Origin of the sequence: Rhizobium sp. MHM7A (assembly GCF_005862215.1) — a bacterium.
In the GTDB taxonomy this organism is placed as follows: Bacteria; Pseudomonadota; Alphaproteobacteria; order Rhizobiales; family Rhizobiaceae; genus Rhizobium; species Rhizobium bangladeshense.
This window is the reverse complement of the sequence record NZ_VCHT01000028.1, coordinates 16,319-39,633: the sequence shown is the minus strand read 5'-3', so window position 1 is coordinate 39,633 and position 23,315 is coordinate 16,319. Positions and strand designations below refer to the sequence as shown.

Annotated in this window: 29 protein-coding genes and 4 pseudogenes; 20 read left to right on the top strand and 13 right to left on the bottom strand. The window is 59.1% G+C overall.

The window, feature by feature from the left end:
* Positions 1 to 153: 153 nt before the first annotated feature.
* Both FFR93_RS38535 and FFR93_RS41805 read left to right on the top strand, forming a co-directional pair.
* Positions 154 to 414 (top strand): annotated as a pseudogene (locus FFR93_RS38535) (helix-turn-helix domain-containing protein); the annotation flags it as partial.
* A pseudogene (locus FFR93_RS41805) lies at positions 413 to 797 on the top strand (IS30 family transposase); the annotation flags it as partial. The pseudogenes FFR93_RS38535 and FFR93_RS41805, both read left to right, overlap by 2 nt.
* 449 nt (positions 798 to 1,246) lie before the next feature.
* On the opposite strand, the gene FFR93_RS38520 reads toward FFR93_RS41805, so the two are convergent.
* On the bottom strand, positions 1,247 to 1,798 hold the full coding sequence (locus FFR93_RS38520; RefSeq protein WP_138397006.1) for a DUF1003 domain-containing protein: 552 nt from the start codon (positions 1,796 to 1,798) through the stop codon (positions 1,247 to 1,249).
* A 137-nt stretch (positions 1,799 to 1,935) separates the two neighbouring features.
* Here FFR93_RS38520 and FFR93_RS41200 point away from each other — a divergent pair, with 137 nt between their 5' ends.
* Positions 1,936 to 2,313 carry a hypothetical protein gene (locus tag FFR93_RS41200; RefSeq protein WP_171049335.1) on the top strand — a complete coding sequence of 126 codons (378 nt, stop codon included), beginning with the start codon at positions 1,936 to 1,938 and terminating at the stop codon, positions 2,311 to 2,313.
* A 333-nt stretch (positions 2,314 to 2,646) separates the two neighbouring features.
* Here the strand turns inward: FFR93_RS41200 and FFR93_RS38510 are convergent, their stop codons facing one another.
* Complete coding sequence (locus FFR93_RS38510) at positions 2,647 to 2,904, bottom strand: hypothetical protein (RefSeq protein WP_082928146.1); 258 nt, start codon at positions 2,902 to 2,904, stop codon at positions 2,647 to 2,649.
* A 437-nt stretch (positions 2,905 to 3,341) separates the two neighbouring features.
* Here FFR93_RS38510 and dinB point away from each other — a divergent pair, with 437 nt between their 5' ends.
* The 4 genes from dinB (at position 3,342) to arsN2 (ending at position 8,010) form a co-directional block, all read left to right on the top strand.
* Positions 3,342 to 4,430, top strand: a complete 1,089-nt coding sequence (dinB, locus tag FFR93_RS38505) for a DNA polymerase IV (RefSeq protein WP_138397005.1) — start codon at positions 3,342 to 3,344, stop codon at positions 4,428 to 4,430.
* 416 nt (positions 4,431 to 4,846) lie between these two features.
* Positions 4,847 to 6,613 (top strand): penicillin-binding protein 2, encoded by a 1,767-nt coding sequence (locus tag FFR93_RS38500; RefSeq protein WP_138397004.1) that lies wholly within the window; start codon positions 4,847 to 4,849, stop codon positions 6,611 to 6,613.
* 234 nt (positions 6,614 to 6,847) lie between these two features.
* Complete coding sequence (locus FFR93_RS38495; RefSeq protein ID WP_138397003.1) at positions 6,848 to 7,051, top strand: cold-shock protein; 204 nt, start codon at positions 6,848 to 6,850, stop codon at positions 7,049 to 7,051.
* A 524-nt stretch (positions 7,052 to 7,575) separates the two neighbouring features.
* Complete coding sequence (gene arsN2, locus FFR93_RS38490; protein WP_246569494.1) at positions 7,576 to 8,010, top strand: arsenic resistance N-acetyltransferase ArsN2; 435 nt, start codon at positions 7,576 to 7,578, stop codon at positions 8,008 to 8,010.
* An 11-nt stretch (positions 8,011 to 8,021) separates the two neighbouring features.
* On the opposite strand, the gene FFR93_RS38485 is transcribed toward arsN2, so the two are convergent.
* The 4 genes from FFR93_RS38485 to FFR93_RS38470 form a co-directional block, all read right to left on the bottom strand.
* Entirely contained in the window at positions 8,022 to 8,264 is a 243-nt protein-coding gene (locus tag FFR93_RS38485; protein ID WP_138397001.1) for a hypothetical protein, read from the bottom strand.
* Between the two features lie 11 nt (positions 8,265 to 8,275).
* The gene (locus tag FFR93_RS38480) at positions 8,276 to 8,800 is read right to left on the bottom strand and encodes a VOC family protein (RefSeq protein WP_138397000.1); all 525 of its coding nucleotides are present in this window, start codon (positions 8,798 to 8,800) and stop codon (positions 8,276 to 8,278) included.
* A 94-nt stretch (positions 8,801 to 8,894) separates the two neighbouring features.
* The gene (locus FFR93_RS38475; RefSeq protein WP_138396999.1) at positions 8,895 to 9,743 is read right to left on the bottom strand and encodes an alpha/beta hydrolase; all 849 of its coding nucleotides are present in this window, start codon (positions 9,741 to 9,743) and stop codon (positions 8,895 to 8,897) included.
* A 45-nt stretch (positions 9,744 to 9,788) separates the two neighbouring features.
* Positions 9,789 to 10,613, bottom strand: a complete 825-nt coding sequence (locus FFR93_RS38470; protein ID WP_138396998.1) for an oxidoreductase — start codon at positions 10,611 to 10,613, stop codon at positions 9,789 to 9,791.
* A gap of 191 nt (positions 10,614 to 10,804) precedes the next feature.
* On the opposite strand from FFR93_RS38470, the gene FFR93_RS38465 reads away from it, so the two are divergent.
* Positions 10,805 to 11,665: a LysR family transcriptional regulator gene (locus tag FFR93_RS38465; RefSeq protein ID WP_138396997.1), complete on the top strand. Its 861-nt coding sequence runs from the start codon at positions 10,805 to 10,807 to the stop codon at positions 11,663 to 11,665.
* A gap of 46 nt (positions 11,666 to 11,711) precedes the next feature.
* Here the strand turns inward: FFR93_RS38465 and FFR93_RS38460 are convergent, their stop codons facing one another.
* Positions 11,712 to 12,134 (bottom strand): helix-turn-helix domain-containing protein, encoded by a 423-nt coding sequence (locus FFR93_RS38460; protein WP_138396996.1) that lies wholly within the window; start codon positions 12,132 to 12,134, stop codon positions 11,712 to 11,714.
* Between the two features lie 97 nt (positions 12,135 to 12,231).
* On the opposite strand from FFR93_RS38460, the gene FFR93_RS38455 reads away from it, so the two are divergent.
* Both FFR93_RS38455 and FFR93_RS38450 read left to right on the top strand, forming a co-directional pair.
* Entirely contained in the window at positions 12,232 to 12,960 is a 729-nt protein-coding gene (locus FFR93_RS38455; protein WP_138396995.1) for an SDR family oxidoreductase, read from the top strand.
* Positions 12,961 to 13,151: 191 nt separating this feature from the next.
* Positions 13,152 to 13,573 (top strand): annotated as a pseudogene (locus FFR93_RS38450) (hypothetical protein); the annotation flags it as partial.
* A gap of 174 nt (positions 13,574 to 13,747) precedes the next feature.
* Here FFR93_RS38450 and FFR93_RS38445 read toward each other — a convergent pair.
* The 3 genes from FFR93_RS38445 to FFR93_RS38435 form a co-directional block, all read right to left on the bottom strand.
* Positions 13,748 to 13,972, bottom strand: a complete 225-nt coding sequence (locus FFR93_RS38445; RefSeq protein WP_064710027.1) for a hypothetical protein — start codon at positions 13,970 to 13,972, stop codon at positions 13,748 to 13,750.
* Between the two features lie 103 nt (positions 13,973 to 14,075).
* Complete coding sequence (locus tag FFR93_RS38440; protein WP_171049334.1) at positions 14,076 to 14,270, bottom strand: hypothetical protein; 195 nt, start codon at positions 14,268 to 14,270, stop codon at positions 14,076 to 14,078.
* 416 nt (positions 14,271 to 14,686) lie between these two features.
* Positions 14,687 to 15,166, bottom strand: coding sequence for an Lrp/AsnC family transcriptional regulator (locus tag FFR93_RS38435; protein ID WP_138396993.1), 480 nt, complete (start codon positions 15,164 to 15,166; stop codon positions 14,687 to 14,689).
* 86 nt (positions 15,167 to 15,252) lie between these two features.
* On the opposite strand from FFR93_RS38435, the gene FFR93_RS38430 reads away from it, so the two are divergent.
* The 3 genes from FFR93_RS38430 (at position 15,253) to FFR93_RS38420 (ending at position 17,195) form a co-directional block, all read left to right on the top strand.
* Positions 15,253 to 16,188: a DMT family transporter gene (locus FFR93_RS38430; RefSeq protein ID WP_138396992.1), complete on the top strand. Its 936-nt coding sequence runs from the start codon at positions 15,253 to 15,255 to the stop codon at positions 16,186 to 16,188.
* Positions 16,189 to 16,294: 106 nt separating this feature from the next.
* Positions 16,295 to 16,552, top strand: a complete 258-nt coding sequence (locus tag FFR93_RS38425; protein WP_064712053.1) for a DUF982 domain-containing protein — start codon at positions 16,295 to 16,297, stop codon at positions 16,550 to 16,552.
* Positions 16,553 to 16,937: 385 nt separating this feature from the next.
* Entirely contained in the window at positions 16,938 to 17,195 is a 258-nt protein-coding gene (locus FFR93_RS38420) for a BON domain-containing protein (protein WP_138396991.1), read from the top strand.
* A gap of 414 nt (positions 17,196 to 17,609) precedes the next feature.
* Here FFR93_RS38420 and FFR93_RS42115 read toward each other — a convergent pair.
* The 3 genes and pseudogenes from FFR93_RS42115 to FFR93_RS38410 all read right to left on the bottom strand — a co-directional run.
* Positions 17,610 to 17,908 (bottom strand): annotated as a pseudogene (locus tag FFR93_RS42115) (hypothetical protein); the annotation flags it as partial.
* Positions 17,909 to 17,991: 83 nt separating this feature from the next.
* A complete protein-coding gene (locus tag FFR93_RS38415) occupies positions 17,992 to 19,038 on the bottom strand; it encodes an S-adenosylmethionine:tRNA ribosyltransferase-isomerase (protein ID WP_138396990.1) in 1,047 nt (348 codons plus the stop codon).
* Positions 19,035 to 19,757 carry an SDR family oxidoreductase gene (locus FFR93_RS38410; RefSeq protein ID WP_138396989.1) on the bottom strand — a complete coding sequence of 241 codons (723 nt, stop codon included), beginning with the start codon at positions 19,755 to 19,757 and terminating at the stop codon, positions 19,035 to 19,037. Before FFR93_RS38410 ends, FFR93_RS38415 begins: the two co-directional genes overlap by 4 nt.
* Positions 19,758 to 19,842: 85 nt before the next feature.
* Between FFR93_RS38410 and soxR the strand changes: the two genes are divergently transcribed.
* The 7 genes from soxR to FFR93_RS38380 all read left to right on the top strand — a co-directional run bounded on the left by soxR (position 19,843) and on the right by FFR93_RS38380 (position 23,314).
* Positions 19,843 to 20,277 (top strand): redox-sensitive transcriptional activator SoxR, encoded by a 435-nt coding sequence (soxR, locus tag FFR93_RS38405; RefSeq protein WP_138396988.1) that lies wholly within the window; start codon positions 19,843 to 19,845, stop codon positions 20,275 to 20,277.
* Positions 20,278 to 20,387: 110 nt separating this feature from the next.
* Complete coding sequence (locus FFR93_RS41800) at positions 20,388 to 20,564, top strand: hypothetical protein (RefSeq protein WP_246661419.1); 177 nt, start codon at positions 20,388 to 20,390, stop codon at positions 20,562 to 20,564.
* The gene (locus tag FFR93_RS41795) at positions 20,536 to 20,745 is read left to right on the top strand and encodes a hypothetical protein (RefSeq protein WP_246661418.1); all 210 of its coding nucleotides are present in this window, start codon (positions 20,536 to 20,538) and stop codon (positions 20,743 to 20,745) included. The genes FFR93_RS41800 and FFR93_RS41795 overlap by 29 nt, the downstream gene beginning before the upstream one ends.
* 1 nt (position 20,746) lies before the next feature.
* A complete protein-coding gene (locus FFR93_RS38395; protein WP_138396987.1) occupies positions 20,747 to 21,040 on the top strand; it encodes an acylphosphatase in 294 nt (97 codons plus the stop codon).
* Between the two features lie 131 nt (positions 21,041 to 21,171).
* The gene (locus tag FFR93_RS38390; RefSeq protein ID WP_138396986.1) at positions 21,172 to 21,813 is read left to right on the top strand and encodes a Rieske 2Fe-2S domain-containing protein; all 642 of its coding nucleotides are present in this window, start codon (positions 21,172 to 21,174) and stop codon (positions 21,811 to 21,813) included.
* On the top strand, positions 21,810 to 22,658 hold the full coding sequence (locus tag FFR93_RS38385; RefSeq protein WP_138396985.1) for an aromatic ring-hydroxylating dioxygenase subunit alpha: 849 nt from the start codon (positions 21,810 to 21,812) through the stop codon (positions 22,656 to 22,658). Before FFR93_RS38390 ends, FFR93_RS38385 begins: the two co-directional genes overlap by 4 nt.
* Entirely contained in the window at positions 22,655 to 23,314 is a 660-nt protein-coding gene (locus FFR93_RS38380; RefSeq protein WP_138396984.1) for a glutathione S-transferase family protein, read from the top strand. Before FFR93_RS38385 ends, FFR93_RS38380 begins: the two co-directional genes overlap by 4 nt.
* Position 23,315: the final 1 nt, after the last annotated feature.

The window sequence follows — 23,315 nt, the reverse complement described above, 5'->3', positions numbered from 1 at the left end:
TTCATGGCGCATTTGCGTGAATGCGGCTGATCCCCTACCCTTCAAACGCCCATGTTGCACTTGGTGTAGATTCTCCACGCAAAGTTGAAGTGTCCTGTTTCTGCAAAGTTGGAATGTCAGTCTCCCCGCGTTTGATGACCTGGGAGATTGCGGATGGGACCGATTGCGATGAGCGAGCGTGATGTGCAGCGGATCGAGGTTTTGTCGAAGGTGATCGCCGGCCGGATGACGATGGTGTCGGCGGCACATTTGCTTGATCTGAGCGAGCGCCAGGTGCGGCGGCGGCTGGATAGGATCAGAACAACCGGCGCGGCATCGATCCGGCACAAGGCGATCGGTCGGCCGTCGAACAACCGGATCAGCGATGGTGTTCGGGATTATGCGGTGACGCTGGTTCGTGAACGTTATGCGGATCTTCCTTCACAACAACGACCGGCAGTCGAAACCGATCATGGAGGGTCTGATCGAGGTACTCCAACCCCTGCCCCACGCTGCTCGACGCTCAATCACCTTCGACCGGGGCGTTGAGTTCAGCGAATGGCCCTATCTGCAGGCTGGCATCGGAACGCGGACCTGGTTCTGTGACCCAAACTCGCCCTGCAAAGGCACGGTCGAGAACACCAATGGCCGGGTTCGCAAATGGCTTTCGAGAGAGGTAGACCCCTGTCGATCACCGACGGCGAGCTGAAGACATCTGCGACCGGCTTAACTCTACGCCGCGGAAGTGGTTGGGCTACCGAACGCCCGCAGAAGTCTTTCACAAGAAACTGCTCGCGCAACTGCGACGTGTCGGCTAGCGTCGCATGCGCAAATCGCAGTTCGGCATGAACACACACGGCTATTTAGTAATGCGACAGTTGGGCCAGTTAGAGATGCGACAGTCTCGCCTCTCGACGCGCTGGCGCACGTCATGACCACAATTTTGAGCAAACCGGCCCCAGAAGCGACTGGTCGCGCAGGCTTCCATCGCGACGATGCACGGCGACTGTTCGTTCAAAAACTGCTGCAATCGAACTCGAGAAATAACCCGATTAAATAGCACCGCACCGCCGCAATCCGTTGCACAGACTTGGAAGCTCCGTATTGCGAGGTCGATCGCAAGGATACGTCTTGCTGTCATCTGCCTCTCCTTCGCGAGCGCCACCACGACGCTGAGCGGACATCATAAGCGGACGCAGGCCGAAGGGGGCAGGGCATCCACCCCATCAGTTCAGGTGCCGGCCGAACATCGGCCCGGAGCCGAGCTTTATTTGTCTTCGCCTTCCGCCTGGATGCGATCCAGCACCGCTTCCGGAGCAATGTCTTTTTTGAGCTCTTCGACTTCATGATCTGCATCGGTCGGGACTTCGAGCCTCTTTGCAATAGCTTCGACCATGGCGATCAGGCGTGTCGTTTCGTGCTCATTTAACAAGCTGACTTGAAGGTCGAGGTCGGCCCGGATGTCGTCCTGTGCAGCCATTCGGTTCTGGTTGATCAGGACAAACGTCGAGAGAAAGATCGCCTCGACCGACGCCTCCATCGCGAGGATCACCAGGGAGGGGTCCCAGGGTTGCACCTGTGGGATCCACCCCACATTTGCAATGATCCAGACGCCATAAAAAACGATATGAATGTAGACGAACAACATTGAACCCGCAAACTTGCTGACCGCAGCAGCGGCACGCTCCTGAGCAGATGCTGCGTTCTGGCTCTGCCGGCGGCGCCGCATGATGGCTTCGATGTTGCGGGCTAAGGCGGGTGTTAATCCTGCCGCGGCCGGCGTTGTTGGGCTTTTGCTTTCCGGATGGTCGTCGTTCATTGCGTAAGTCCTGGGATTGAAATTGGGTCAGCCAAGTGCGGAAGATCGACGGCTTCGATCTTGCTGTGTAAGACGCTGATGAAGATTGGGTGCGGTGATTGCCTTACCACCGGAGCAAGGTTGTGGCGCAGAGGCCAATGCAGTCCCACATCACGATCCTTTTGCTTCCATCCATGTCTCTCAATGGACGAGCATCCGAAAGGTTCAAGGACGGTCTGGACCGAGCTGAACGCGACGTGCCCGTTACTCGCGAAAGTGATTGTTTCGACAACTGGATTAGTGTCCATCCAGGTCTTGTTGGTGATGAAAATGTCATCGGAGGTGCCAAGATCGGTGATGAGATCGCCGACGCACACTTCAGACATTCCATAGAGCGGCGATGTCTCGATGACCCTTCCGCCATGTTCATCGAACCGGTGGACGCCCTCGCCGACATGCCCGCGTGGTTATTCTGGGCGGAGATCGAAGGTCTCGAATGTGCCGAGGCCGATAGCCGGGATCATCTCCCCGATTGAGAACGGGCCGCATGGTTGGGGCACAGCGAAACGGTCATGAGCAACACGCCCGACAGCCCCTATATCTCCATGCTCCTGGAGACCACACAACGTTTATCGTTCCAACTCGGATATTCGGGCTCGAAAGCGATGAGACAGTGAGCAATCTCGCGACGAGATTTCGGCCTGCGTACGGTTAGGGCGCTGATCCCCGCCAGGCCACGCCGATCAGGAATTCCCGTTTTCGCATGAGCCTCCCCTCTCTCCGGGCAGACACCATTTGAGAGTCGCCGCTTGGTGGCAAGGTGTGATCTGCTTCACCGGAAAATGCTGAGGAGCGGCGCGCGGAGGCATCTAAAATGCGTTCCTGATCGGAAACATGTCTTCGCCGTAGTGGTGAAGCCTTGTGTGATGCCGTCGGCATAACCACCGCACCCTCAAAGGCTCGTCGTATTGATCGTGATGGGCATCAACCGCTTCGACCCCGCACACCTCACACGTCTGCTTTTCCAACTCGCCTGTCTTCACTGCTCGCTGCACAGCAAGGTGAGCATCATATTTGCCCGGATTGGCACGACGCCAATTCGCTTGGCGGGTATCGGTTTTCAGCATCGTTGCAACCTGCTTTGTATAAGTCTGTGCTCTCGTCTGACAGGTATTTGTATCACAGCCTCACGTCTTACTGCTGGGCTCCATCATGAAAATTTCTGCTTTCGGACGCCATTGCAGTTTGGCATATCAACTCGACCGGCACGCTCTCAGTGACCGTTATGGTGCGCATGGCCATGAAGTCCAGGACAAAGCGGTTATGGGTGTTGAGGTTCACGGGGCTCCTGTCAGGAGGACAGAGCAATCATCGCACGATTCCTGCCAATTGTGAAAGCGGAGAGGAAAGGCAGTGGGTGGCGCCGATGCCACATCTGATGGACGGTAGTTTCGCAAGCTGCGACACGGCGCCCATCGTAACGGTTGATATCGCGCACAAGCCTGCTATGTTCCCTTTTTGTTTTCGGCGCGAGTTCAGATGCCGATTGATTGGCGAAGCCGCTATGAACGAAAAGAGTTCACCTCCCGTCCGAAAAATCGTGCATGTCGACATGGATGCCTTTTATGCGTCGGTCGAGCAGCGCGATAATCCGGGACTGCGCGGCAAACCGATCGCCGTCGGCGGATCGGCCGCCCGCGGCGTGGTGGCCGCAGCGAGCTACGAGGCGCGCGCCTATGGCGTCCATTCGGCGATGCCATCGGTGACCGCCAAGCGCAAATGCCCGGATCTGATCTTCGTGCCGCCACGCTTCGATGTCTATAAGGCGGTGTCGCAGCAGATTCGCGAAATCTTCGCCGAATACACGCTACTGATCGAGCCGCTCTCACTGGACGAGGCCTTTCTCGATGTCACCGAAAATCTCAAGGGCATGGAGATCGCCACCGAGATCGCGTCGGAAGTCCGCGCCAGGATCAAGCAAGCGACCGGCCTCAACGCGTCCGCGGGAATTTCCTACAACAAGTTCCTGGCAAAGATGGCAAGCGACTTGAACAAGCCAAACGGCCAGGCGGTCATCACCCCGAAGAACGGGCCGGCCTTCGTCGAGGCTCTCCCCGTCAAGAAATTCCACGGCGTCGGTCCGGCAACGGCCAAAAAGATGCACGGGCTCGGGATCGAGACCGGCGCCGACCTCAAGGAGAAGACGCAGGAGTTCCTCGTCGAACATTTTGGGAAATCGGGACCCTATTTCTACGGCATTGCCCGCGGCATCGACGAGCGCCAGGTCAAGCCGAACCGGGTGCGCAAATCTGTCGGCGCGGAGGATACCTTCTCACAGGATCTCCACGCCTATGAGCCGGCCCGCCAAGGGCTTCAGCCGCTGATCGAAAAAGTGTGGGGGTATTGCGAGGCCAATGAAATCGGCGCCAAGACGGTGACGCTGAAGGTCAAATATGCCGACTTCAACCAGATCACCCGCAGCAAGACGGTTCCGGCACCTCTGGCGGCGATCGCCGACCTCGAAGAGATAGTTGGCCTCCTGCTTTCACCGATCTTCCCGCCGCGAAAAGGTATCCGTCTGCTCGGCGTGACATTGTCGTCATTGGAGCGGCGCATCTCAGCAACGGAGCCGCAATTGAGGTTGGCGCTTTAGACGCCAGCATCGGCTGGAAAAAGCGCCCGCGTGGCGCTTGACCCCGAATGTCCCTGCCGGCAGCGGCCGGAGGATTTCCTCTTCGCAAGTTTATGTGGTCCGGGTAGCGCCGCAGAAGCTGTGGTCGAGCTGTTTAGTGCAGGCGCCGCGACTTGCTTTTGAAAGGTATCGAACGGTCGACCTCACTATAGGAGCGTGTAAGATGACCACGATCTCCGCACGGTTCGCCTTTAGGTCGAGAAGCTGAGTTCCGTCAGGAGCGGGCCCGCGCGACTTCAAAACCGCAAGGCGTTAACGCTCTTCTAAGACATAGGGTGCAATTTTAGACGTTAGTGCTCCAGGAGAGACAACCCGAAATCGTGTCGCGCTTCGGGCGATGTTTCTTTGATTTCAGTCTTCACCTCTGAATGATCTCGATGAGTCTCATTGCCCGCATATTGAAGGTCAAAAGCCGCTCTCATATCCTGATCACCAGACCAGAAAGCGGGTTGTTTCCGGAAAAAATCCTCGGCACAAGAAACAAGCGGGGTGGCCAGGCAAGGCAGCGCTTGGGAATAACGGTCGGCGCTTTCGTCTGCGGCTTCCTGCTGATTGGTGGGCGCCTTGTCCAGTACGGGCTTGCCGAGGAGCCGACGACCGCCTCTCTCGGAAATCCAAGTGCCGTTGCGTCGCGGCCTGATATCGTCGACCGCAATGGCCAGCTACTGGCGACCGACGTGAACATGGTCTCTCTCTACGCAGATCCCCGACGGATCATCGATGCCGACGAGGTAGTGGAGAAGCTCGCCGCCATCCTACCGAACCTCGACTGGCGAGACACACATCGGAAGCTGAGGACGGATAGCGGCTTTCAGTGGCTGCGGCGACAACTGACACCACGGCAGCAGGCTGATATCCTCGCCCTCGGCATTCCCGGCATCGGGTTCAGACCTGAAAAACGCCGTTTCTATCCCGGCGGTCGTTCGGCGGCACATATTGTCGGCCACGTGAACGTCGATAATCTCGGCCTGGCCGGCATGGAGCGTTATCTCGACCAACAGGGTCTAGCCGACCTGCGGGCCATCGGAATGACTTCGGGCGTTTCGCTCGAGCCCGTCAGGCTTTCGATCGACATCCGCGTTCAGAACATCGTGCGCGACGTCGCCGCCAAGTCGATGAACGCCTATCAGGCGGAAGCGGCCGGCGCTGTCGTTCTCGACGTTGAGACAGGTGAAGTTCTGGCAATGGCTTCGGTCCCCGACTACGATCCTAACGAGCCGTCGCGCACGCTGACTGACGGCAGCGTCGACAAGGAGTATGAGAAAGGCTGGTTCAACCGTATCAGCAACGCCACGTTCGAGATGGGCTCCACCTTCAAGAGCTTCACGCTGGCGATGGGCCTGGACGCTGAAAAGATTACTCTAAATTCTGTGGTCGATGCATCGCGGCCGATCCGCATGGGCGGCTTCACGATCAAGGATTTTAAAGGCAAGAACAGGCCCTTGACGATCCCGGAGGTCTTCCAGTACTCGTCGAACATCGGCACAGCGGCCGTCGCGGACATGGTGGGGATAGAAGGTCACCAGGAGTTCCTCACCAGACTCGGCCTTCTCTCGAAGATGGAGACCGAGATGCCGGGCGTGGCCACACCGACCCAACCGCGCACCTGGAAGAAGATCAATTCAGTCACGATTTCCTTTGGCCATGGCGTAGCGACAACGCCACTTCAGACCGCCTCAGCAGCCTCGGCACTCATCAATGGCGGCAATCTTATTCCGCCCACCTTCCTGCCACGGTCGCCGGAACAGGCCGCGACGCTGGTGAAAACCGTTGTCAAGCAAAGCACGAGCGAGGACATGCGCACCCTCTTTAGCAGGAACGGGCAGAAGGGATCGGGCCGGGCGGCCCAAGTCGAGGGCTTCGATGTTGGCGGCAAGACCGGAACCGCCGACAAAGTCGTCAACGGACGCTATGCCAGTGACCTCAACTTCAACGCCTTCGTTGCGGCCTTCCCGATGGACAAGCCGAAATACATGGTCCTGTCGATCATCGACGCGCCGAAGACTGGCGTGCACGGCGGACGAACCGCCGCATCCACTGCGGCGCCGATGGTGAAAGAGATTATCGCTCGTGCCGCCCCCCTACTCGGGGTTCAGCCCCGTTTCGGTTCAAAGGATGCTCCCTATTCTATAGAAAACTTTTGAGCCTGCACGTCGAAGGAAGAGAGCTGCCCCAATGAAGTCGGCCGCACAAGTCCCTTGTGCAAAAGCTACGGCTGCCGCCTTGGAAAAAAGGCCTCATCCGGCTCAAGTTGACGGGCCAGCCTCGTGGAGATTTTCGAATCATTGCATGGGCGAAAAGCTTTCCGTTGATGGCAGCGCATTCGCGTTATACGTTCAGCCCGTGTGCGTTTGGTGCGCAAGCGAAGAGGAATTGTCATGCCTACCGGAACTGTTAAATTTTTCAACGAAGATAAGGGATTTGGCTTCATCACGCCTGAGAATGGCGGACCGGACGTCTTCGTTCACGTATCTGCCTTGCAGCGCGGCGGATCACTCCGCGAAGGCGATAAGGTCAGCTTCGAGGTCGGCCAAGATCGCAAAACCGGAAAGTCGAAGGCAGAAAACGTATCACCCTTGTGATCACTGGACGATCGTCTGGATCCGCATTTGAGCAGCCTTAGGCTTTCATATAGTCGGCTACGCTCAATGAAAATACTGGTTCTTCACCTTCAGCGTATCGATGGGAAGATCCGGGATTTATTCCGAGCCTGTGCCTAGCCTACTCCCTAAAGCCGGAGATTTCCGGTAATTCAAGGATAGAAGGCTTGGCATTATCCCACGCGTTGGAAGACTGGATTCGGCGCCTGAAGCGGACGATTGTTTTAGAGTAAAGCAACTTTCACGATTGTCGATGAACCGCTGATGAAACGAACTTCATCATCATGGAATAACCGTCTTGCAAGACAGCAAGCTGCAACATTTCGCGCGTCGAAATACCCGCGTAGATACCGCGGTCGGGGTCCGAGTGACGGAACGGCGAAGTTCATGCTAAACCGAGGGCGCCCTTTCAGATGCAGGACCGCCGTGCGGCCCACCCAGAAATATGCGCCCCCGTTGGCACGGCCGGGGGTTGCTGCGCTCCTCGAGGTCCGGAGAAGCTCTCAGTGATCGATATCGAACCGGTCGGTGGAACCGACCCCTCTCTCAAGGCCTTGCTAGATGGCGCAGGCCTGCCCACCGACGACCTTGAAGGCGTCGGGCGGATATTCTTTATTGCAGCTGAGAACGGATCAGTCTGCGGTTGCGGCGGTTTTGAACCCACGGGCCACGATATCCTGCTCCGGTCGATTGCCGTAGCCCCAGGCCACCAAGGTCGGGGCATCGGCAAGAGGATAGCGTTGGACGTCCTTGAACAGGCTCGCCGATTCGGTGCCACCCAAGCCTATCTGCTGACGACATCCGCGGCACCTTTCTTTGAAAGGCTTGGCTTTGTTCAGATCGACCGCGCGGACGCGCCCGAGGCAATCCTTCGGACCCGGCAGGCAGCGTCGATCTGTCCGTCATCAGCGGTCTTGATGGTGAAGGACCTTGGATCGTGACGGGCGTCGGCTCAGGCGCAGGCTCGTTTGCCCAAGCCCTCGATACCGCAATCGTCATCGCCGCCGTCGTCGAATCGGGAAATCATGGCCGACAGGCTCTCCGATCGGATCTGCCTGTCCGGTAACACCGTACCGGCTGCTGCCCCACCGTCCGGCTGGTGCCGGAGGTGGAGGAGCAAACTGCCAGCACCGAGGCCGCAGCTATCGCCGAGAGCGGCAGAAACCTGCGGCGAGACATTGTGGTCGAAGCTCATAACGCTCTGTCCTAGTCCTGCCACCTGCGCAGATCCGTCTGGTCATGATAGCCCATGCGGTCGGGCGTGGTGATGAATTCCACAGTCGTGCCCCATGGCATACGACAATAGCAGACCTTGTTTCCGGGGCCTTTTTCGGTTGCGTAGGGAATAGCGCGCGGCGCGGTAAGAGACGTGCCTCCAGCTTTTTCGAATCGCTCAACTGATGCGTCGATGTCGTCGGTGTAGACTCCGAAATGCGTAATGCCGAAGTCGCTCGCTCGAACCGGCTGGGCTTGTTCGGGGCCGTGCATTTCGAAAAGCTCGATGTCAGGTCCGGTTCCGATCTTGACCACCGCCTGCGCGCGCACGACCGTTCCAGGGAAAGCACCAGTGGCCCGCTCGAATTCAGGTCCCTGCCGCGGCGGATCCTGTGGTCCGAAGGACTGATAGATTACCTCGCCGCCAAAAGCTTCCACCAGGAAAAATTTTGCAGCTTCGATGTCGGCCACCGTGATGCCGATATGATTTACGCCGCGAACAACAGGTGCGGTCATGACAGTTTTCCTTTCTTGTTTAATTAATCGAACGCGATAGGTGCGGGCGCCACTCGCGCACAATCCCAGCCGACGACGGGGCAGTCGCAGAGTTTCAACTGGCCCGGAGGAAATCGATCAGAGCGGCCGCCACTTCATCTGGCCGCTCGTCAGCGACATAGTGGCTGCACCGCGCAATCGAGCCGCCCCTCACATTGGTGGCAAACTCTTTAAGCATGGGGACCATCTTCGCACCGAAACGCTGTTCCCCACCCAGGCCAAGCACCGGTATCTCGAGCGGCTGCTTCTTGTACTCGAGCGCAGCCGCATGATCGCCGGCCAGCGTGCGATACCATTCCATGCCGCCGCGCGTGCGGCCAGGAAGAGCCATCGCTTTCGCGTAGATCTCGATGTCAGCCGGATCGAAGGTGCTGTGATCGTAGAACCGTTCAGCCATGAAGGCCGAAACATAATCATATTCACGTCCATGGATCAGGCGCTCCGGTAGATCCCGGTTCATATGAAAGCTGAAGTGCCAGATCCCTGCCGTCGTCGCCTCCCATTGCGTCCAGCCGGGAAGCGGAACGTCGAGGACGGCCAGGTGGGTAACGGCCTTTCGATAGATGGCGGCCTGCGGCAACGCCACCATTCCTCCAATGTCATGGCCGCACACGGCGTAGCGTTCGTGGCCCAGGGCAACCATGACTTCGTGCGCGTCGCGCGCCATCGTCGCCTTGTCATAGCCGTCAAGCGGGCAGTCGGAAAAACCCGCGCCGCGCAGATCCATGGCCACCACGCTAAATTGCTCGGCGAGCCGCGGCATCACGTGGTGCCATTCCCACCATGTCTCCGGCCAGCCGTGCAGCAGAAGGATCGGCAGGCCCCAGCCCCCCGTAACGACGTTGATCTTGATGCCATTCGCCGGCACCAGCTGCTGGGTAAACCCCTTCAGAGTTGCGATCATGATTACTTCCAGTCGATCCATACAAACAGAGCTTACGGCCAGGCCTCAGGGCTCGTCGAAATCGGTGGCGATCGTGATGTCACGCCAGGCGTCGATATCGCTACGAAAGGAGGCCAGCTTTCGCTCAGCGATCGAATGCGCGATCGGGCCAAGCGGCAGATGAAGCGGGGCGTCATCGGCGTCGACCGCCTGCAGGATCACCGCAATCGCCTTGTCGGGATCGCCCGCCTGATTGCCGTTGTTGGTTTCGCGATAGTGCCTGCGCGAGCTCGCGGCGTATTCCGGCATCTCGTTGGCTGCCATCGTGATCGAGCGTCCAAGGAACTCGGTGCGAAACGGCCCCGGCTCGACGATCAGCACGCGGACCCCGAACGGCTTCAGCTCGCCGGCGAGCGCCTCTGATATCCCTTCCACAGCGAACTTGGCAGCATTGTAATATCCAGCGCCGCCGCTGCCTGCGATGCCTGCGCCGGACGACATGTTGACGATCGTGCCGCCCGAACGACGCAGGACAGGCAGAGCCGCTCTGGTGGTTTCGATCAGACCGAAGACGTTCACCTCGAACATCGGTCGATATTCCTCGGGCGTGCCTTCCTCGATCGACCCGAACAGCCCGTAACCGGCATTGTTCACGAGCACGTCAAAGCCGCCGAATGTCTCGACCGCCTTTGCGACCGCCGCCTTGGCTGCCGCCGCATCCGTCACGTCGAGCGGCAAGATGATCATGCGGCCGCCGAAGGGCTCAGACATTTCTTCGATCGTTTTGACATTCCGGGCAGTCGCGATGACCTGATCGCCGCGCTGTGCTGCAGCGATCGCGAGCCGCTGGCCGAAGCCGCTTGAGCAGCCTGTGATGAGCCAGGTTTTCATTACTTTTTCTCCGAGTTGTTTTTAGACAACGTCAAGGATCGCGCTTCCTGCACCCAAGCGGCGGTCCTCATGGGTCCGATGAATGAACAGAAGGAGGCACCTCCAGATGACAGCTGGAATCTAGGTGCTTAGATTTGTTCTTTAAGTGACATAAATGTATTCTCGTCGTGCAGTTTTGTAAGGGTGTGGCGATGGAATGGAGTGACGTCCGAATATTTCTTGCTGTCGCGCGATCTGGCACGCTCGGCGGTGCTGCGCGTTCTCTTCAGACGAGCCATCCCACCGTCGGCAGGCGCCTGCGCGCACTTGAGCAGGCGATCGGCCACACGCTTTTCCAGCGGACCGCGGACGGTCTTGTCCTGACCGACGAAGGCCACGGGATCATCGCGCTGGCGGAGCAGATGGAAGAGGGAGCGCTGGCCATGGAGCGCCGGCTTGCCGGGCAGGAGCAGAATCTCAAAGGCAGTCTGCGCGTTTCATCAGCGGACTGGTTCGGCGCCTATGTGCTGCCTCCCATCCTGGCGGATTTTGCGAACGCCTACCCCAATGTCGACGTCGAGATCCTGACCGGCACGCGCCTGTTCAACCTCGCTCAGCGCGAGGCCGACGTCGCTTTTCGTATCGTTCCCTTCAACACTGCCGATGTGGTTCAGCGGCGGCTTTTCAGGCTCGAATACGGCGTCTACATCGCCGAGGAGTCGCCTGATCCAAAATATGGCGACGGGAATGGTTTCCGGCTGATCACCCATGATACCTCGACCGGTCAGTTTCCCGATATCGCTTGGCTCACCGAGAGTTTCCCCAACGCGAGACCGGTCCTGCGATCGAACAATCGCAACGTCCAAGGGCGCATGTGTAGGCAAGGCGTCGGGATCGCCGTCCTTCCCCGCGTGGTCGGCGATCAGATAGCGGGTATCCGCAGACTGGAACTGCCGATGCCACCGCCGGCGCGAGACATCTGGATGGGATATCACCGGGACCTACGACGTCTTCAGCGGCTTCGCGCCTTTATCGCAACCGTATCGGACCATCTCGTGAACGCGACCGCATGATGAGCGGTCCGGCCGCGCCATAGGCCGTCGGCCTATGCCACTCGAGCTAATCTCGAACCCGATCGTATTCTTCCTGCGCGCGTTCAAGCTCCGGGCCGTAGGTCATGGACCACGCATAGAGCGCCTCGAACGGTTGCTGAAGGGAGCGGCCGAGCGAGGTGATGGTATATTCGACGCCGACCGGCGTCGTTGTCGTAAGTACCTCTCGGCGTATGAGCCCATTGCGCTCCAGGCGCTTCAACGCGTCGGCGAGCGCTTTGTGCGTGATCCCGTCGAGGCGCCGCATGATCTCGTTGAACCGTGACGGCCTGGTACACAGAACGGTCAGGATCAGGACCGACCACTTGTTAGCGATCTGCTCAAGTGCCGGCCGCGCTTTCTCTACGTCCAGTAATGCCTCACTGGAGACAGCCTTGGGCCTGTGTGGCAAGCAAGCTTTGACGGGCAGACCTTCGTTCGCTGCGGACATGGGTATACTCCTCGATATCTGCTTTACATATAGTGCGTTATTGACCGTAGATATAGAGGCTATATCTAACGTCATCATTATTGTTGATGGAGTTCACATGAGCAGATTAGCAAACAAGATTGCCCTCGTGATCGGCGGAGTCGGCGGCATCGGCGGAGCCATTTCTCAGAGGTTCGCCATCGAAGGAGCGCAGGTCTACGCGACCAGCCGCAAGGGCGCGGAGAGCACATCAGTGTCAGTCGGCATGGGTAGCTTTCGCCTGCTTCGGGCGGATGCCAGCAACAAAGCCGATCTTCAGCGCGTCCTCAATCAGATTCGATCGGAACAAGGGCGCGTCGACGTGCTCGTCGTCAATGCGGGCTTGTCCGAATATGCACCCCTTGCAGACATTTCTGAGGAGCATTTCGATCGAACGTTCGGCCTGAACGTCCGATCCCTCGTATTCGCGGCACAGGGCGCAATCGACATCATGCAGCCCGGCGGAACGATTGTGCTGATTGGCTCGATAGCAGGCGATATAGGCACCAAAGGATACGGCGTCTATGGTGCGACCAAGGCCGCAGTCCGTTCATTCACACGCACATGGGCTAACGAACTCGCCGCCAAGGGCATTCGCGTCAACGTCGTTAGCCCTGGACCGACCGATACGGCGATGATGGCCGCCGCCTCACAGGACATTCGAGACGCACTCTCCAGGATGATCCCTCTTGGGCGGATGGGCAGACCTGATGAGGTGGCGGCGGCCGCCCTCTTCCTAGCGAGCGACGAGAGCAGTTTTACCACAGGTGCAGAAATTGCGGTTGACGGGGGCATGGCTCAGGTCTGAAGCCTGCATTCGACAGCTGCCGGAGACGACACCTAAGCTAATTTACGCAGTCAGGGACACGACCGATCTTTCTGCAGTGATGAAGCGAGGCATCAACTTTGGACAGGCAAGCCACGTGTTCGACATCGGGTGTCGGCGTCACGTGACGCATCATTTCGGCCGGCGATGATAATCAACGCCATTGCTCTTGATGGGAGCAGGCCGGCTGCTCCTATCGTCGAGAGCAAGAGCAAACCACTGCCCACATGCGCCTGAAGGAATTCTGGCAGATGGAGTTCCAGGCAGCGTTCACCGCCGATACGGGTATGGGCTATCATGCGCGTGTCTGGAACCCGTCCGAAAGATGATCGCATCGATCATCAAACTTCCAACCCGGATCGTTGAATCCGATCGGCTGCCGAGCTATTCCCAGGTTACGATGGACGTTGAGATCGATAACGGCTTCAAGTGGATGGAGGTCTGCTCGATCTCTCGTGGGACAGACTTCCCCAGCAAGTTCATCTCCCGTTCAAAAGGCCGCGTATCACGAGAGCACGATGTCCTCGTTGTTGAGATTGCCATCGGCCTGGATCGCTGCCTTTACAATTGGGCGATAGCAGCAGATCGGGCATAGCGCGAGTATGCCCAGGTCGCCTCGGTCAAGAACTGAGGCCACCGCCGAAATACGAAAAAGGCGTGACCCAACCCCGCAAATAGAGAAGCGTCATCCAGTGCCTTTTAGATTTCCGGGTCTCGTATCGGTTTCGAGTGCCCTGGGATTCGAGATGTGCCCAGTGCCGCGGATCGATTACTGGAGGGCTGCGGGCGCAGGCGCGATCAGGGGGAACTGCGCGATTAATATACTGGTGAGTTCCTCCTGGGTGCGATGGCCGCGATTGAAAAGGTCGATTGCCGCGCTGCAGATTATTTCCGATGTCTTGTCGTCCGGTTTGGCCTTGTAGTGCCTAAACCAAGATTGAACGGACAGCGAGAGCACGGCCCATTCTGTTTCTTGGACGCTCGTGATCAACATTCCTCATCTCCCCACAAGTTGAAACGCGGCAGCTTTGCAGGGTTTCATAAGTGAGCCTGCAATCCCAGTTTTTGCCGTGACGTTGAAGAATATCTCCTGCCATTCAGTGCGAGATGATCGCACGACCGCTGGAGGCCAGATGCTCTGTGATGCCGCGCCGGATTTCGATAACCGTGTCGAAGAGCCTGTTGTCCAGGTCGATGACATTGAAGCGGACAGCGATGAATTTGAGGCGGTTTTCGACAGGGACCGCGATCCCGACTTCCTGACCATTGAATACGACAGCTTGCTTTTGCATAACAAACCTCTGGCGCGCCACATGGGAGCACCATCTTAGAATAGTGGAACAAAGGGTTTACGACGCCTCAGCTTGCCGTCGCAGGTCCGTATCGGATCGAGACGAGATCACGCACTGGCTGCAACATTGCGAAGAAACGAAGTCGGACAAACAACGTCATCATCCTCCTCAAGCGCGATCAAACGACCGCTGAGTATCGTCGGCAAGGCGGTGTGTTTCGGAACTCCCCTGTAAAAAACGTAGTCGAGAAACTCCAGGTAAGCAACTGATTTTTGTTATAATTTAGCGTTTTAAATCGTATGACAATTACCGCAGGTGCGAAGTAGCAAATGACGTACGTTCGTCGACCCATAGTCGAAAGCCCCGTCAACGTGCATTACCGGCGATATTGCAGACCAGGCGGCCCGAGGCCCTTCTTAGAGGGGCGGCAACCACCGTTTGACGGATGTGCCCTTGATGACGGCCGTGCTGGTGACCGCGTGTTCCGAGAGGGCTTCAAGAACATCGTCCATCTGTTCGATGGAATGCACGACCAGGCGCGCCAGAAATGGATCGTCGCCCGTAATCTTGTCGCACTCGACAAACTCCGGGCGCTCCTGAATGAGCCGTTCGACCAGGTGCAGCTTGCCGGGTAGCGGCCTGATCCTCACCATGGCCCGTATCTGATAGCCGATCGCACGGGTGTCGACGTCAACGGTGAACCCTCTTATGACGCCGGCGGCTTCCAGCCGACGAACCCTCTCCGATACGCTCGGCGCGGACATGCCGACAAGGCGGGCAAGCTCGCTCATCGACAATCGGGCATCGGAATCGAGCGCAGCGAGGATGCGGGCATCGGTGCCGTCCAGCGTTGAATTTTCAGATTGAAGGTTTTGAGGTGCTTTGGCCTTGGACATAGCGGGCAGAATAGCCGCCGATCCTCTGTATTGCTATATAAAATCGGCAGGTCACATCGCATGATCGCTCCAAAAAGGAGATGATCATGCTGCTGGGGATTATCGCTGGCCTCACCACCTGCGCCTTATGGGGACTGACCTTTGTCGCTCCGCGCACCATTACGCCTTTCACGGCATGGGATTTGACCATCGCCCGTTATGGCATCTTCGGTTTCGCCTGCCTGCTCTTGATGATTGATCGGCGGTTTCGGCCCGTTGGATTGGCACCGCCCCAGCTCCTGGCCGGCTTGCTTCTCGGTGGAGGCGGCTATGTGGGGTATTTTGTCAGTACCGCTTTCGCCGTGCAACTTGCCGGCGCCGCCATCCCGCCGGTCATCATCGGCACAATGCCGGTGTTCCTGGCGATCATTGCCAACCTTCGGGACCGATCCGCACCGTGGCAAGCTCTTGCCCTACCATTGGCAATGATCATGATCGGGGTGGCGGTCGTCAACGTCGCAACGATCAACGCGGTCAACCTTGCCGCTACGACTTCGATCATACTCGGCATCCTCGCTAGCTCCGTGGCGCTGGTGATCTGGATCGTCTACGCGCTGCTCAACGCGGCCGTCATGCGGTCGCCCAAAGCGCCGAGCGGACTGCAATGGACCGGATTGCAGGGCATCGGTGCGGCGATCGGCAGCTCTCTGCTGTTGCCGCTGGCTTCATTCGATCTGGCCGATACGGTCTCTGGTTCCGACGTCTTGCGCTTCGTCGGCTGGGCGTTGGTGATGGGGCTGGCCGGCTCTTGGCTCGCAACCTTGTTCTGGGTGGTTGCCTCCCGCCATCTGCCGCTAGCTCTCGCTGCCCAGCTTATTGTTGCCGAAACCGTCTTCGGCCTTGCCTATGGCTTCATGTTCGAGGGGCGGTTGCCATCTCCTGCCGAGACGATCGGCGCGGCGCTGCAGCTTGCCGGTGTCTGTGCGGCCATGGCGGCGTTCAACACGCCGCGAGGCTCCACTCAAAGGCGAGCCTCTCCGTGATCCAAGCAGTTCCCCTCGCAGTTTTTCAAATTCCAAGGTATAAAACGTGCGGGCGGTTATACTACAGGCAGGAAACGCAGTGCACGGTGCGTTGGGGCGGGAATATGTGCTGGATACATCGTCGGCATTCCCGCCGGTCGGACTTGCTCTGCGTGATCCAGCGACACGCAAGATCGTACGGACTTTGGGAGATGCAGCGCGCGTCCTGATGAGGGACTGGCCTCGGAATGACGGGGACGAATATATCGCGGCCGTGAAAGCCTGCGTTGACGCAATCGGCGGGAAGCTTGCGCCAGAACAATTCCGGGAAGTGTTTTTGCGTGCGGCCGATGAGGCAGGCATAGTAACGCTGAACGTCATTTAGAAACGTGTAAGAGCACGACGGCCGCACCAACCCTCTACGGTTCGTAAATAAGTCACGATCGAAACCTCCTTTAGGTGATCGGCTCCGGCAACTCGCACTCTGGGATCAGCTATCGAAGCGTCTTGGCCAGTCACCGTCAAGTCCTCATGAATGAGTGGCGGCATGTTTCTGCCCGCGGTCAGGGAGACTCGCAAACTCCACCCTAAGGCTTGGATGGAGTTCCTCACGGGAGCGATCTTGGAGATGCTGGTCCACGACCCGCGCTACTAAGCCCTGATGGTCAGCATCGCAGAAGTGGCATTGGAACGGTCGTAGGACCTAAGTCCCGGCACCGAACTAAATCGTCTTCCCTGCTGTTTGCTTCGCATTGAGAAGGAGGACTGTCATGACATTCGAGCCGGAAAACCTCGCCCACGATCAGCTTGCGAGCGTGCAGGCGGCCATGTCAGCGGAACCGGAACTGGAAAGCTCATCGATCTCTGTGAGCATGGTCGGCAGAAGCGTTCTGCTGGAGGGTTACGTGGCCGACTATGGGGATCGGCAGAAAGCGATGGCTATCGCCGCATCAATAGCCGGCCCCGAAAACGTGCATGACCGGATGCGAGACGCCGATGAAATGGCAGATACCATGTCAGCCCAGTAAGAATCCTTCTTATCCGTGTCGTGATTTCGCCAGCCGAAGATGCTGCGGCCACTCACGATCCTCATGGATCAATGGCAGTTTGTTTCTGCCCATGGTCAGAGAGACTCCCGAACTCGATCCTAAGACTTCGAAGAATTTCCTCCGGAGTGACATTGTGAGCGCAAGTCTGCGACCCGCGCCACGAAGCCTGGAGGATTTCGAGGCCGTCGATGTCAATCGCGAAATCATAAGGCACGCCCATGGGCTTCAACCTACCCCGCGGGAAGGCTTGCCGAACGCGGGCCGCCCTATGCTGATGCGGCCACACCATTGAAGCGGGGGCGCGGAACTGCAGACCCGTCATTCGATGCGCGGCTGCAGTTGATGGGAATCGAACCACCGCGGCGCCGTGACTAGCATTAGTCGGCAGCAAATCTACTGACAATTCCTGCGCTTGATCTTCAGGGTATCGATATCAAAGGTCCGGCACAAACATATCTCTCAGCCGAAGCGCCGGCGCCGGCCATTCGCGAGAATCCGGGCTGCCCCGAGAGCCGGCGCGAACTCGTCGCCGCCGCGGCCGGTCGGCGGCCAGAATTCACTGTTGCGCCCAGCAGGCACGACAGATCGGCCGAGAGATCGAAGATCTACTCAGCGACGAGGTGTTCCATGTCGGATTCCTGCTGGATCCTGCCATTGATCATGATGGCGCCGAGCACCACCTTGCGCGAGCGAGCCGATGTTCCAACCGGCCTTATGCGACGCTTCAGTGCCGGCGGGCCAGCCAAGGCACGGCAATGCAAACTGCTCTATCCATCTAAGGTCCGCGCCGATAAAGCAGTGGTTGACGATTGAGCAGCATGGAATCGCCGAATTCATGCGCACGGTAACCGCATGCAGTGAGAGCTGCGGAGGCGCCGGCGAGCAGGGCATCGTCGGCAAAGGCGCGCAACAGCTCGAAATGGCTTTCGCCGGGCTGGTGGACACCAGTGAGCACCGCATCGACGACGCGGAGCGGAGTGCCCCGTGCAATACGCCCTCTCGCAATACCATCGCCAGCACGCACGCTGCCATCGGGATTGGCGGCTGCTTCAAGTGCGCGCACGACGCTGGTGCCGATCGCGATGATGCGGCTGCCGCTGAGCTGCGCCCGCGCTACCTGCGCCACGGTACATTCAGAAATGTGGTACGGCTCATCGAAGGGAAGACGCGAGTCGAGTGCGGGATCGCCGGTGGAAGAAATGCCCGCGGCATGCGTGAGTGTTGCAAAACCGATCTCGCGCCGACGCCAGACTTGCAGCGTGCGCCAGTCGAGCGCGAAGGAAGCCGATGGCGCCTCGAACGCGACCGGCTGCGAGGCAATTCTCGTCCAAACATTCCATAGTGCCAACGGCTCGGGAACATGCGCATATTGGATCGGCCTGCCGTGCTGCGCCAGTCCTGCAAACATGGCTGCTCGGGTGCCTTGGAAGCTAAGCTCGAAAAAGCGAGGATGGTCGAGAACGCGCTCGACGACGGCTTCAAGTGGGCCGAGCTGGAGGCGATCGCCTGATGACAGCGCAGGGGGCGGCAGCCGATCTTCCGTGCGGGTGCGGTGATCGCCCGAGCCGAAGGCGATCGCAAGGAAGCGGACTGGAGCGGAAGGTGACAGCCAGCCGGCTAAGCGGATCTCGATCGCCTTTCCGCATCGGAGATGCGTGCCGTGCAGGGTGGCAGGCAAGGTTGCGGCATCGTTGGCGACAACCAGATCGCCAGGATCGAATAACGCCCCGAGGTGAGCCCGCGGCAGGTCACTCATGGTGCCATCCGCCTCAACGACGAGCAGCCTGGCCGGTTGCGGATCGAGGCGTTCAGCGGCGGTCACGCGAGGGCTCCTGCGGTAAGCGCATCGTGACCCGGCAACGCGTGGAGCATCTTTTCGATGATCTCGGCAGCGGCCAGCTCAGGGTCTTTCAAGGTCGACGGATCGGCGTCCGGTAGCGCCAGCGCGTGCAGCGGGGTGTCCATATCGCCAGGGTCGGGCGCGAGAAACCGTATTCCATCTGATTTCGACTCCTCGTCCCAAATCGCCGTCAGATGGGCAAGCGCTGCCTTGCTCGCGCCGTATGCGCCCCAGCCGGGATAGGCGTTGACAGCCGCGTCGCTGGAGATGTTGATCACCAGCGCGCCGCGGCCCTCGCGCGCGGACGCGGCAAGCGCACCGAACAGGGCTTTCGTCAGCCGGAAGACGCCGAGAACGTTGACTACGAGCGCCGCTTCCAGCTCCTCGCATTCCGTATCGGCAAGAAGCGCCAGAGGCATGGGACCGAGGCTCGATGCATTGTTGATCAGGACGTCGACCCCGCCAAGATTGGCAGTGATCTGCATGGCGATCGGATAGATGTCTTCCTTCTTGCCGATGTCGGCGACAATGCCATGCGCGCCCGTCTCGGCTGCGACACGTTCGACATTCGCCGCGGTGCGGGCGACGAAGGCAATGCTCGCACCCTTCTCGGCAAGCTGCCGCACAAGCGCCAGTCCGAGGCCGGAAGTGCCGCCGGTGATCCCTACACGAAGTCCTTGAAGATCGATATTTCCCAGCATCGCGGTGCTCCTTCAATGGGTACGCGTAACTGCTACAAGTTCAAGTGAACTTGAAGTCAAGAGAGCTTCGTGGTTTTATTTGTGCATGGATTCGATGCTTACAATCACCGACGTGTCACGACGCAGCGGCGTTGCCTCATCAGCTCTTCGCTTCTATGAGGAGCGTGGATTGATCTCATCCGAGCGCGCCGGCTCGGGACATCGACGCTACCATCGTTCTGCATTGCGGCGGATCGCTTTCATCGTATTTGCACAGCGGATCGGGCTGACCCTTGAGGAGATCGGCGCCGAGCTCGCTAAGCTGCCGGTCGATCGCGTGCCGTCGCGTCGGGATTGGTCGCGGCTGTCGAGCGCGTGGGCAAAACGTATCGACGAGCGCATAGCCGAGCTACAGCGCCTGCGGTCCGGTCTTGGCGAATGCATCGGTTGCGGCTGCCTGTCGATCGACCGATGTCGGTTGGCGAACCCTGCCGACGTGGCAGGGCGCAAAGGGCCGGGGGCGAGGTATTGGCTGGGGTGAATGAGCCTCGACGCGACCGTCGGTTTGGAAGACACAGAGGCCATCCCCTGTGTTGGCGATTTAGGCCAGAGCCTCGCCCAACGGCGATTTACCAGCGACGCGGCACGGCGATGGGTGAGCCAGGCTTGCATGTCGACGTAATCTCGGAATCGATCAACAATCCGATCCGCCTGGTGATCGGCTGGTCGATGATCGATCCAACGAGCTTGCCGCCAGGATCGATCATCCTGGCCTATTGGTTCGGAAGCGCTGTTCCTTATGGCGGCCAAGCGCTTGTCGGAATATGACGAGATCGTCGCGTCACATGGCAAGGGGCTGCTTACGCGCTACCGGACGAGTTTCGCGCACTATGCACAGGTCTCGCTGACCGCCTCCTGCATTGCCTATTCACTGTATTCGATTGCTCATGCCCCTTTCGCAACGGCATTGAAGCGCTATGCTGTCAGTACAGAACGAGCAAGAGAATAACATGATACGGTCACGGCAGAGCGAGCTACACGAACGGATCACGATCATTGGCGACGTCAAATCCGCCTCGTTCGTCCCGTGGATTCGCCGTCATGCCGATAAGCTCGGCCTCTCCCAGAATTTTCTGCATGCCGGCGCCGAACGGATCGAGCTCGAGGTCGCAGGACCTGTCGAACTGATCGACATGCTTGAAATGGGATGTTCACTTGGGCCGATCGACGTCTGGGTGGACGAAATTCAGCGCAGGATTGTAAATGCCACAGACACACCGCCGCCGGAACAGCACCCAAGCTGATGCCCTTTATTTAATCATTGTTGCCAATGCGAATTTTTTATGCAAGCCTCCGAGACTGAGATTGCAAAGCTTGGGAACCCGCGCTACATCAGCAGTGTCAAGCCACTGGCAAGATTGAGGAAATAACCGTCATGCCTTCCGATACGGCCGGCTCCTGGACGCCTGTCGCGCTTTCTGCCGATCTGCCGCCGGCAACCGTCATCCCGGCCTGGACCCCGTTAGGAGCGATCGCTCTCTGGCGTAGCCAGTCCGGATGCGCATCGGCCTCGTCGGACCGTTGTCCGCATCGCGGGATGCGGTTGTCGCACGGCTTCGTGCGAGGCGAGGTGCTCTCCTGTATCTATCATGGCTGGAGCTACTCTTCGGCGGGAGGATGCGTTCGTATCCCGGCCCATCCCGATCTCGTGCCGCCGGACACGATTCGGGTGGCTGTTCAGCGGGTCGAGGAATCGGACGGCATCGTCTGGGTGGCGGGCGGCGAACCCGCAATGCCGCCGCCACGCCTCGATCATCTCGTGCCGATACGCTCGCTGACGCTCAACGCCGACATAGCGGCAATCGAAGCGGCAGCCGGCGGGAAAGCCGATGCGGACGGGCTGATTCAAGTCGCCGACTGTCCCTGGGTCCGTCTGCTGCCGGCGGCGCAGATCGGGTGCACTCTGATTCATGTGCTGGTCGAACAGGAGCGCAGCGTCGCAGATCGGGTTACGGCGTCCCGCATCGCCGAAGCCGTCCGCCGCCGGGCTGAAACAGGCCAGAAGGATGTCGCATGAAAGGGGCTGGCGCGATGATCGACGAATGGTACCCGGTCGGCCTCTTCAGCGGGCTCACCGAGGCAGGAAGCAAGACCGCTTTGATGGGCGAGCCCATAGAGGTGATACGCACGTCTGACGGCGCGGCGCGGGTCACATCGGGCGAAGGACGTGCCCTGCCGGTCAGCGTCCGCTATGGTCATGTATGGTCTTCTCTCGGCACCCCCGCCAAGGAGCTTTTTGCCATTCCCGAAGCGGATCAGCCCGGCCGCCGCTTCGTCGACGTCGGGGTCGTGCGGGTGCGCTGCTCCCCCTTAAGAGCAGTCGAGAACTTCCTCGACATCGCGCATTTTCCCTTCGTCCATACCGATATTCTCGGAGCCGAGCCCCATACGGAAGTTCAAAATTATAAGGTGGAGATCCGCGAGAAGGAGGATGAAGTCTGGGCGACGCAGGTGAAGTTCTACCAGCCGCAGGCTGCAAAGTCGGCAACGGGCGGAATTACCACTGAATATATGTACCGCGTGCCGGCTCCGACCTGCTCGGTGCTTTACAAGACCTGCCCTCCCCGCCCGGGAGAATGGGATGTCATTACCCTGTTCGTCCAGCCGCTTGCGGAGGATCTTTGTGACGTATGGCCGTGGATGGCCCTCTTCGACGACGTGACGCCAATGACAGACCTCATCCATTTTCAGCAGATGATTTTCCTGCAGGATCGGTCGATCCTCGAAAACCAGATCCCGGCACTTCTGCCGCTCGATCCCGGCATGGAAATCCCGACCAGGGCCGACATGACATCGATCGCTTACCGGCGCTGGCTGAAGCGCCACAACTACCTCTATGGCGCGCAGCTGGTCGCACAATGAAGCTTTACGACTACATTCTATCGCCGAGCTGTTACAAGATCCGCCTGATGGCTGCGATCCTCGGTGTCAAGCTGGACATCCGGCCGGTCGATTTCCATCCCGGCTTCGAACACCGCGGTCCTGAGCTTCTGGCCCTAAATCCGGCAGGCTCCATCCCGATCCTGGTGGATGGCGAACTCGTCCTGACCGAATCCTCGGCCATGCTCGCCTTTCTCGCCGCCCAAAGCGGGCCCGACTGGCTGGGTAGAGACGCGCCGCAGGAGACGGCGCGCGTGCAACAATGGCTCTCTTTTTCGCATCGGCTGACGACAAATCTCGGCGGCGCACGGCTGCACCAGATGCTTCTGCGCCCCGGCAATATCGAGTCCCTGCAGGCACAGGGGGTCGCGGCGCTGCGCGAACTCGAAGCCGGGCTTTTTGAGCAACGGCTCCGCGACATGCGGTTCCTGGCATCCGACCGCGCAACGATCGCCGACATCGCCTGCTTTCCCTATGTGGCGCTCGCGCCGGATGGCGGAATTTCGCTCGATCCCTATCCGAACATCCGGCTTTGGCTGCGCGCCATCCGCAGCCTTGAAGGTTTTATCGAAATGCCCGGCATCCACCGGCTGCACGAATTGAAGCCCGACCCTCATCCCGTCAACGGGGGGAAGTGAG

Coding starts and splice junctions, on each gene's coding strand:
- FFR93_RS38520 (WP_138397006.1), bottom strand. CDS start 1,798: ATGAACGACGACCATCCGGAAAGCAAAAGCCCAACAACGCCGGCCGCG.
- FFR93_RS41200 (WP_171049335.1), top strand. CDS start 1,936: ATGCAGTCCCACATCACGATCCTTTTGCTTCCATCCATGTCTCTCAAT.
- FFR93_RS38510 (WP_082928146.1), bottom strand. CDS start 2,904: ATGCTGAAAACCGATACCCGCCAAGCGAATTGGCGTCGTGCCAATCCG.
- dinB (WP_138397005.1), top strand. CDS start 3,342: ATGAACGAAAAGAGTTCACCTCCCGTCCGAAAAATCGTGCATGTCGAC.
- FFR93_RS38500 (WP_138397004.1), top strand. CDS start 4,847: ATGAGTCTCATTGCCCGCATATTGAAGGTCAAAAGCCGCTCTCATATC.
- FFR93_RS38495 (WP_138397003.1), top strand. CDS start 6,848: ATGCCTACCGGAACTGTTAAATTTTTCAACGAAGATAAGGGATTTGGC.
- FFR93_RS38485 (WP_138397001.1), bottom strand. CDS start 8,264: ATGAGCTTCGACCACAATGTCTCGCCGCAGGTTTCTGCCGCTCTCGGC.
- FFR93_RS38480 (WP_138397000.1), bottom strand. CDS start 8,800: ATGACCGCACCTGTTGTTCGCGGCGTAAATCATATCGGCATCACGGTG.
- FFR93_RS38475 (WP_138396999.1), bottom strand. CDS start 9,743: ATGATCGCAACTCTGAAGGGGTTTACCCAGCAGCTGGTGCCGGCGAAT.
- FFR93_RS38470 (WP_138396998.1), bottom strand. CDS start 10,613: ATGAAAACCTGGCTCATCACAGGCTGCTCAAGCGGCTTCGGCCAGCGG.
- FFR93_RS38465 (WP_138396997.1), top strand. CDS start 10,805: ATGGAATGGAGTGACGTCCGAATATTTCTTGCTGTCGCGCGATCTGGC.
- FFR93_RS38460 (WP_138396996.1), bottom strand. CDS start 12,134: ATGTCCGCAGCGAACGAAGGTCTGCCCGTCAAAGCTTGCTTGCCACAC.
- FFR93_RS38455 (WP_138396995.1), top strand. CDS start 12,232: ATGAGCAGATTAGCAAACAAGATTGCCCTCGTGATCGGCGGAGTCGGC.
- FFR93_RS38445 (WP_064710027.1), bottom strand. CDS start 13,972: ATGTTGATCACGAGCGTCCAAGAAACAGAATGGGCCGTGCTCTCGCTG.
- FFR93_RS38440 (WP_171049334.1), bottom strand. CDS start 14,270: ATGCAAAAGCAAGCTGTCGTATTCAATGGTCAGGAAGTCGGGATCGCG.
- FFR93_RS38435 (WP_138396993.1), bottom strand. CDS start 15,166: ATGTCCAAGGCCAAAGCACCTCAAAACCTTCAATCTGAAAATTCAACG.
- FFR93_RS38430 (WP_138396992.1), top strand. CDS start 15,253: ATGCTGCTGGGGATTATCGCTGGCCTCACCACCTGCGCCTTATGGGGA.
- FFR93_RS38420 (WP_138396991.1), top strand. CDS start 16,938: ATGACATTCGAGCCGGAAAACCTCGCCCACGATCAGCTTGCGAGCGTG.
- FFR93_RS38410 (WP_138396989.1), bottom strand. CDS start 19,757: ATGCTGGGAAATATCGATCTTCAAGGACTTCGTGTAGGGATCACCGGC.
- soxR (WP_138396988.1), top strand. CDS start 19,843: ATGGATTCGATGCTTACAATCACCGACGTGTCACGACGCAGCGGCGTT.
- FFR93_RS41800 (WP_246661419.1), top strand. CDS start 20,388: ATGGGTGAGCCAGGCTTGCATGTCGACGTAATCTCGGAATCGATCAAC.
- FFR93_RS41795 (WP_246661418.1), top strand. CDS start 20,536: ATGGCGGCCAAGCGCTTGTCGGAATATGACGAGATCGTCGCGTCACAT.
- FFR93_RS38395 (WP_138396987.1), top strand. CDS start 20,747: ATGATACGGTCACGGCAGAGCGAGCTACACGAACGGATCACGATCATT.
- FFR93_RS38390 (WP_138396986.1), top strand. CDS start 21,172: ATGCCTTCCGATACGGCCGGCTCCTGGACGCCTGTCGCGCTTTCTGCC.
- FFR93_RS38385 (WP_138396985.1), top strand. CDS start 21,810: ATGAAAGGGGCTGGCGCGATGATCGACGAATGGTACCCGGTCGGCCTC.
- FFR93_RS38380 (WP_138396984.1), top strand. CDS start 22,655: ATGAAGCTTTACGACTACATTCTATCGCCGAGCTGTTACAAGATCCGC.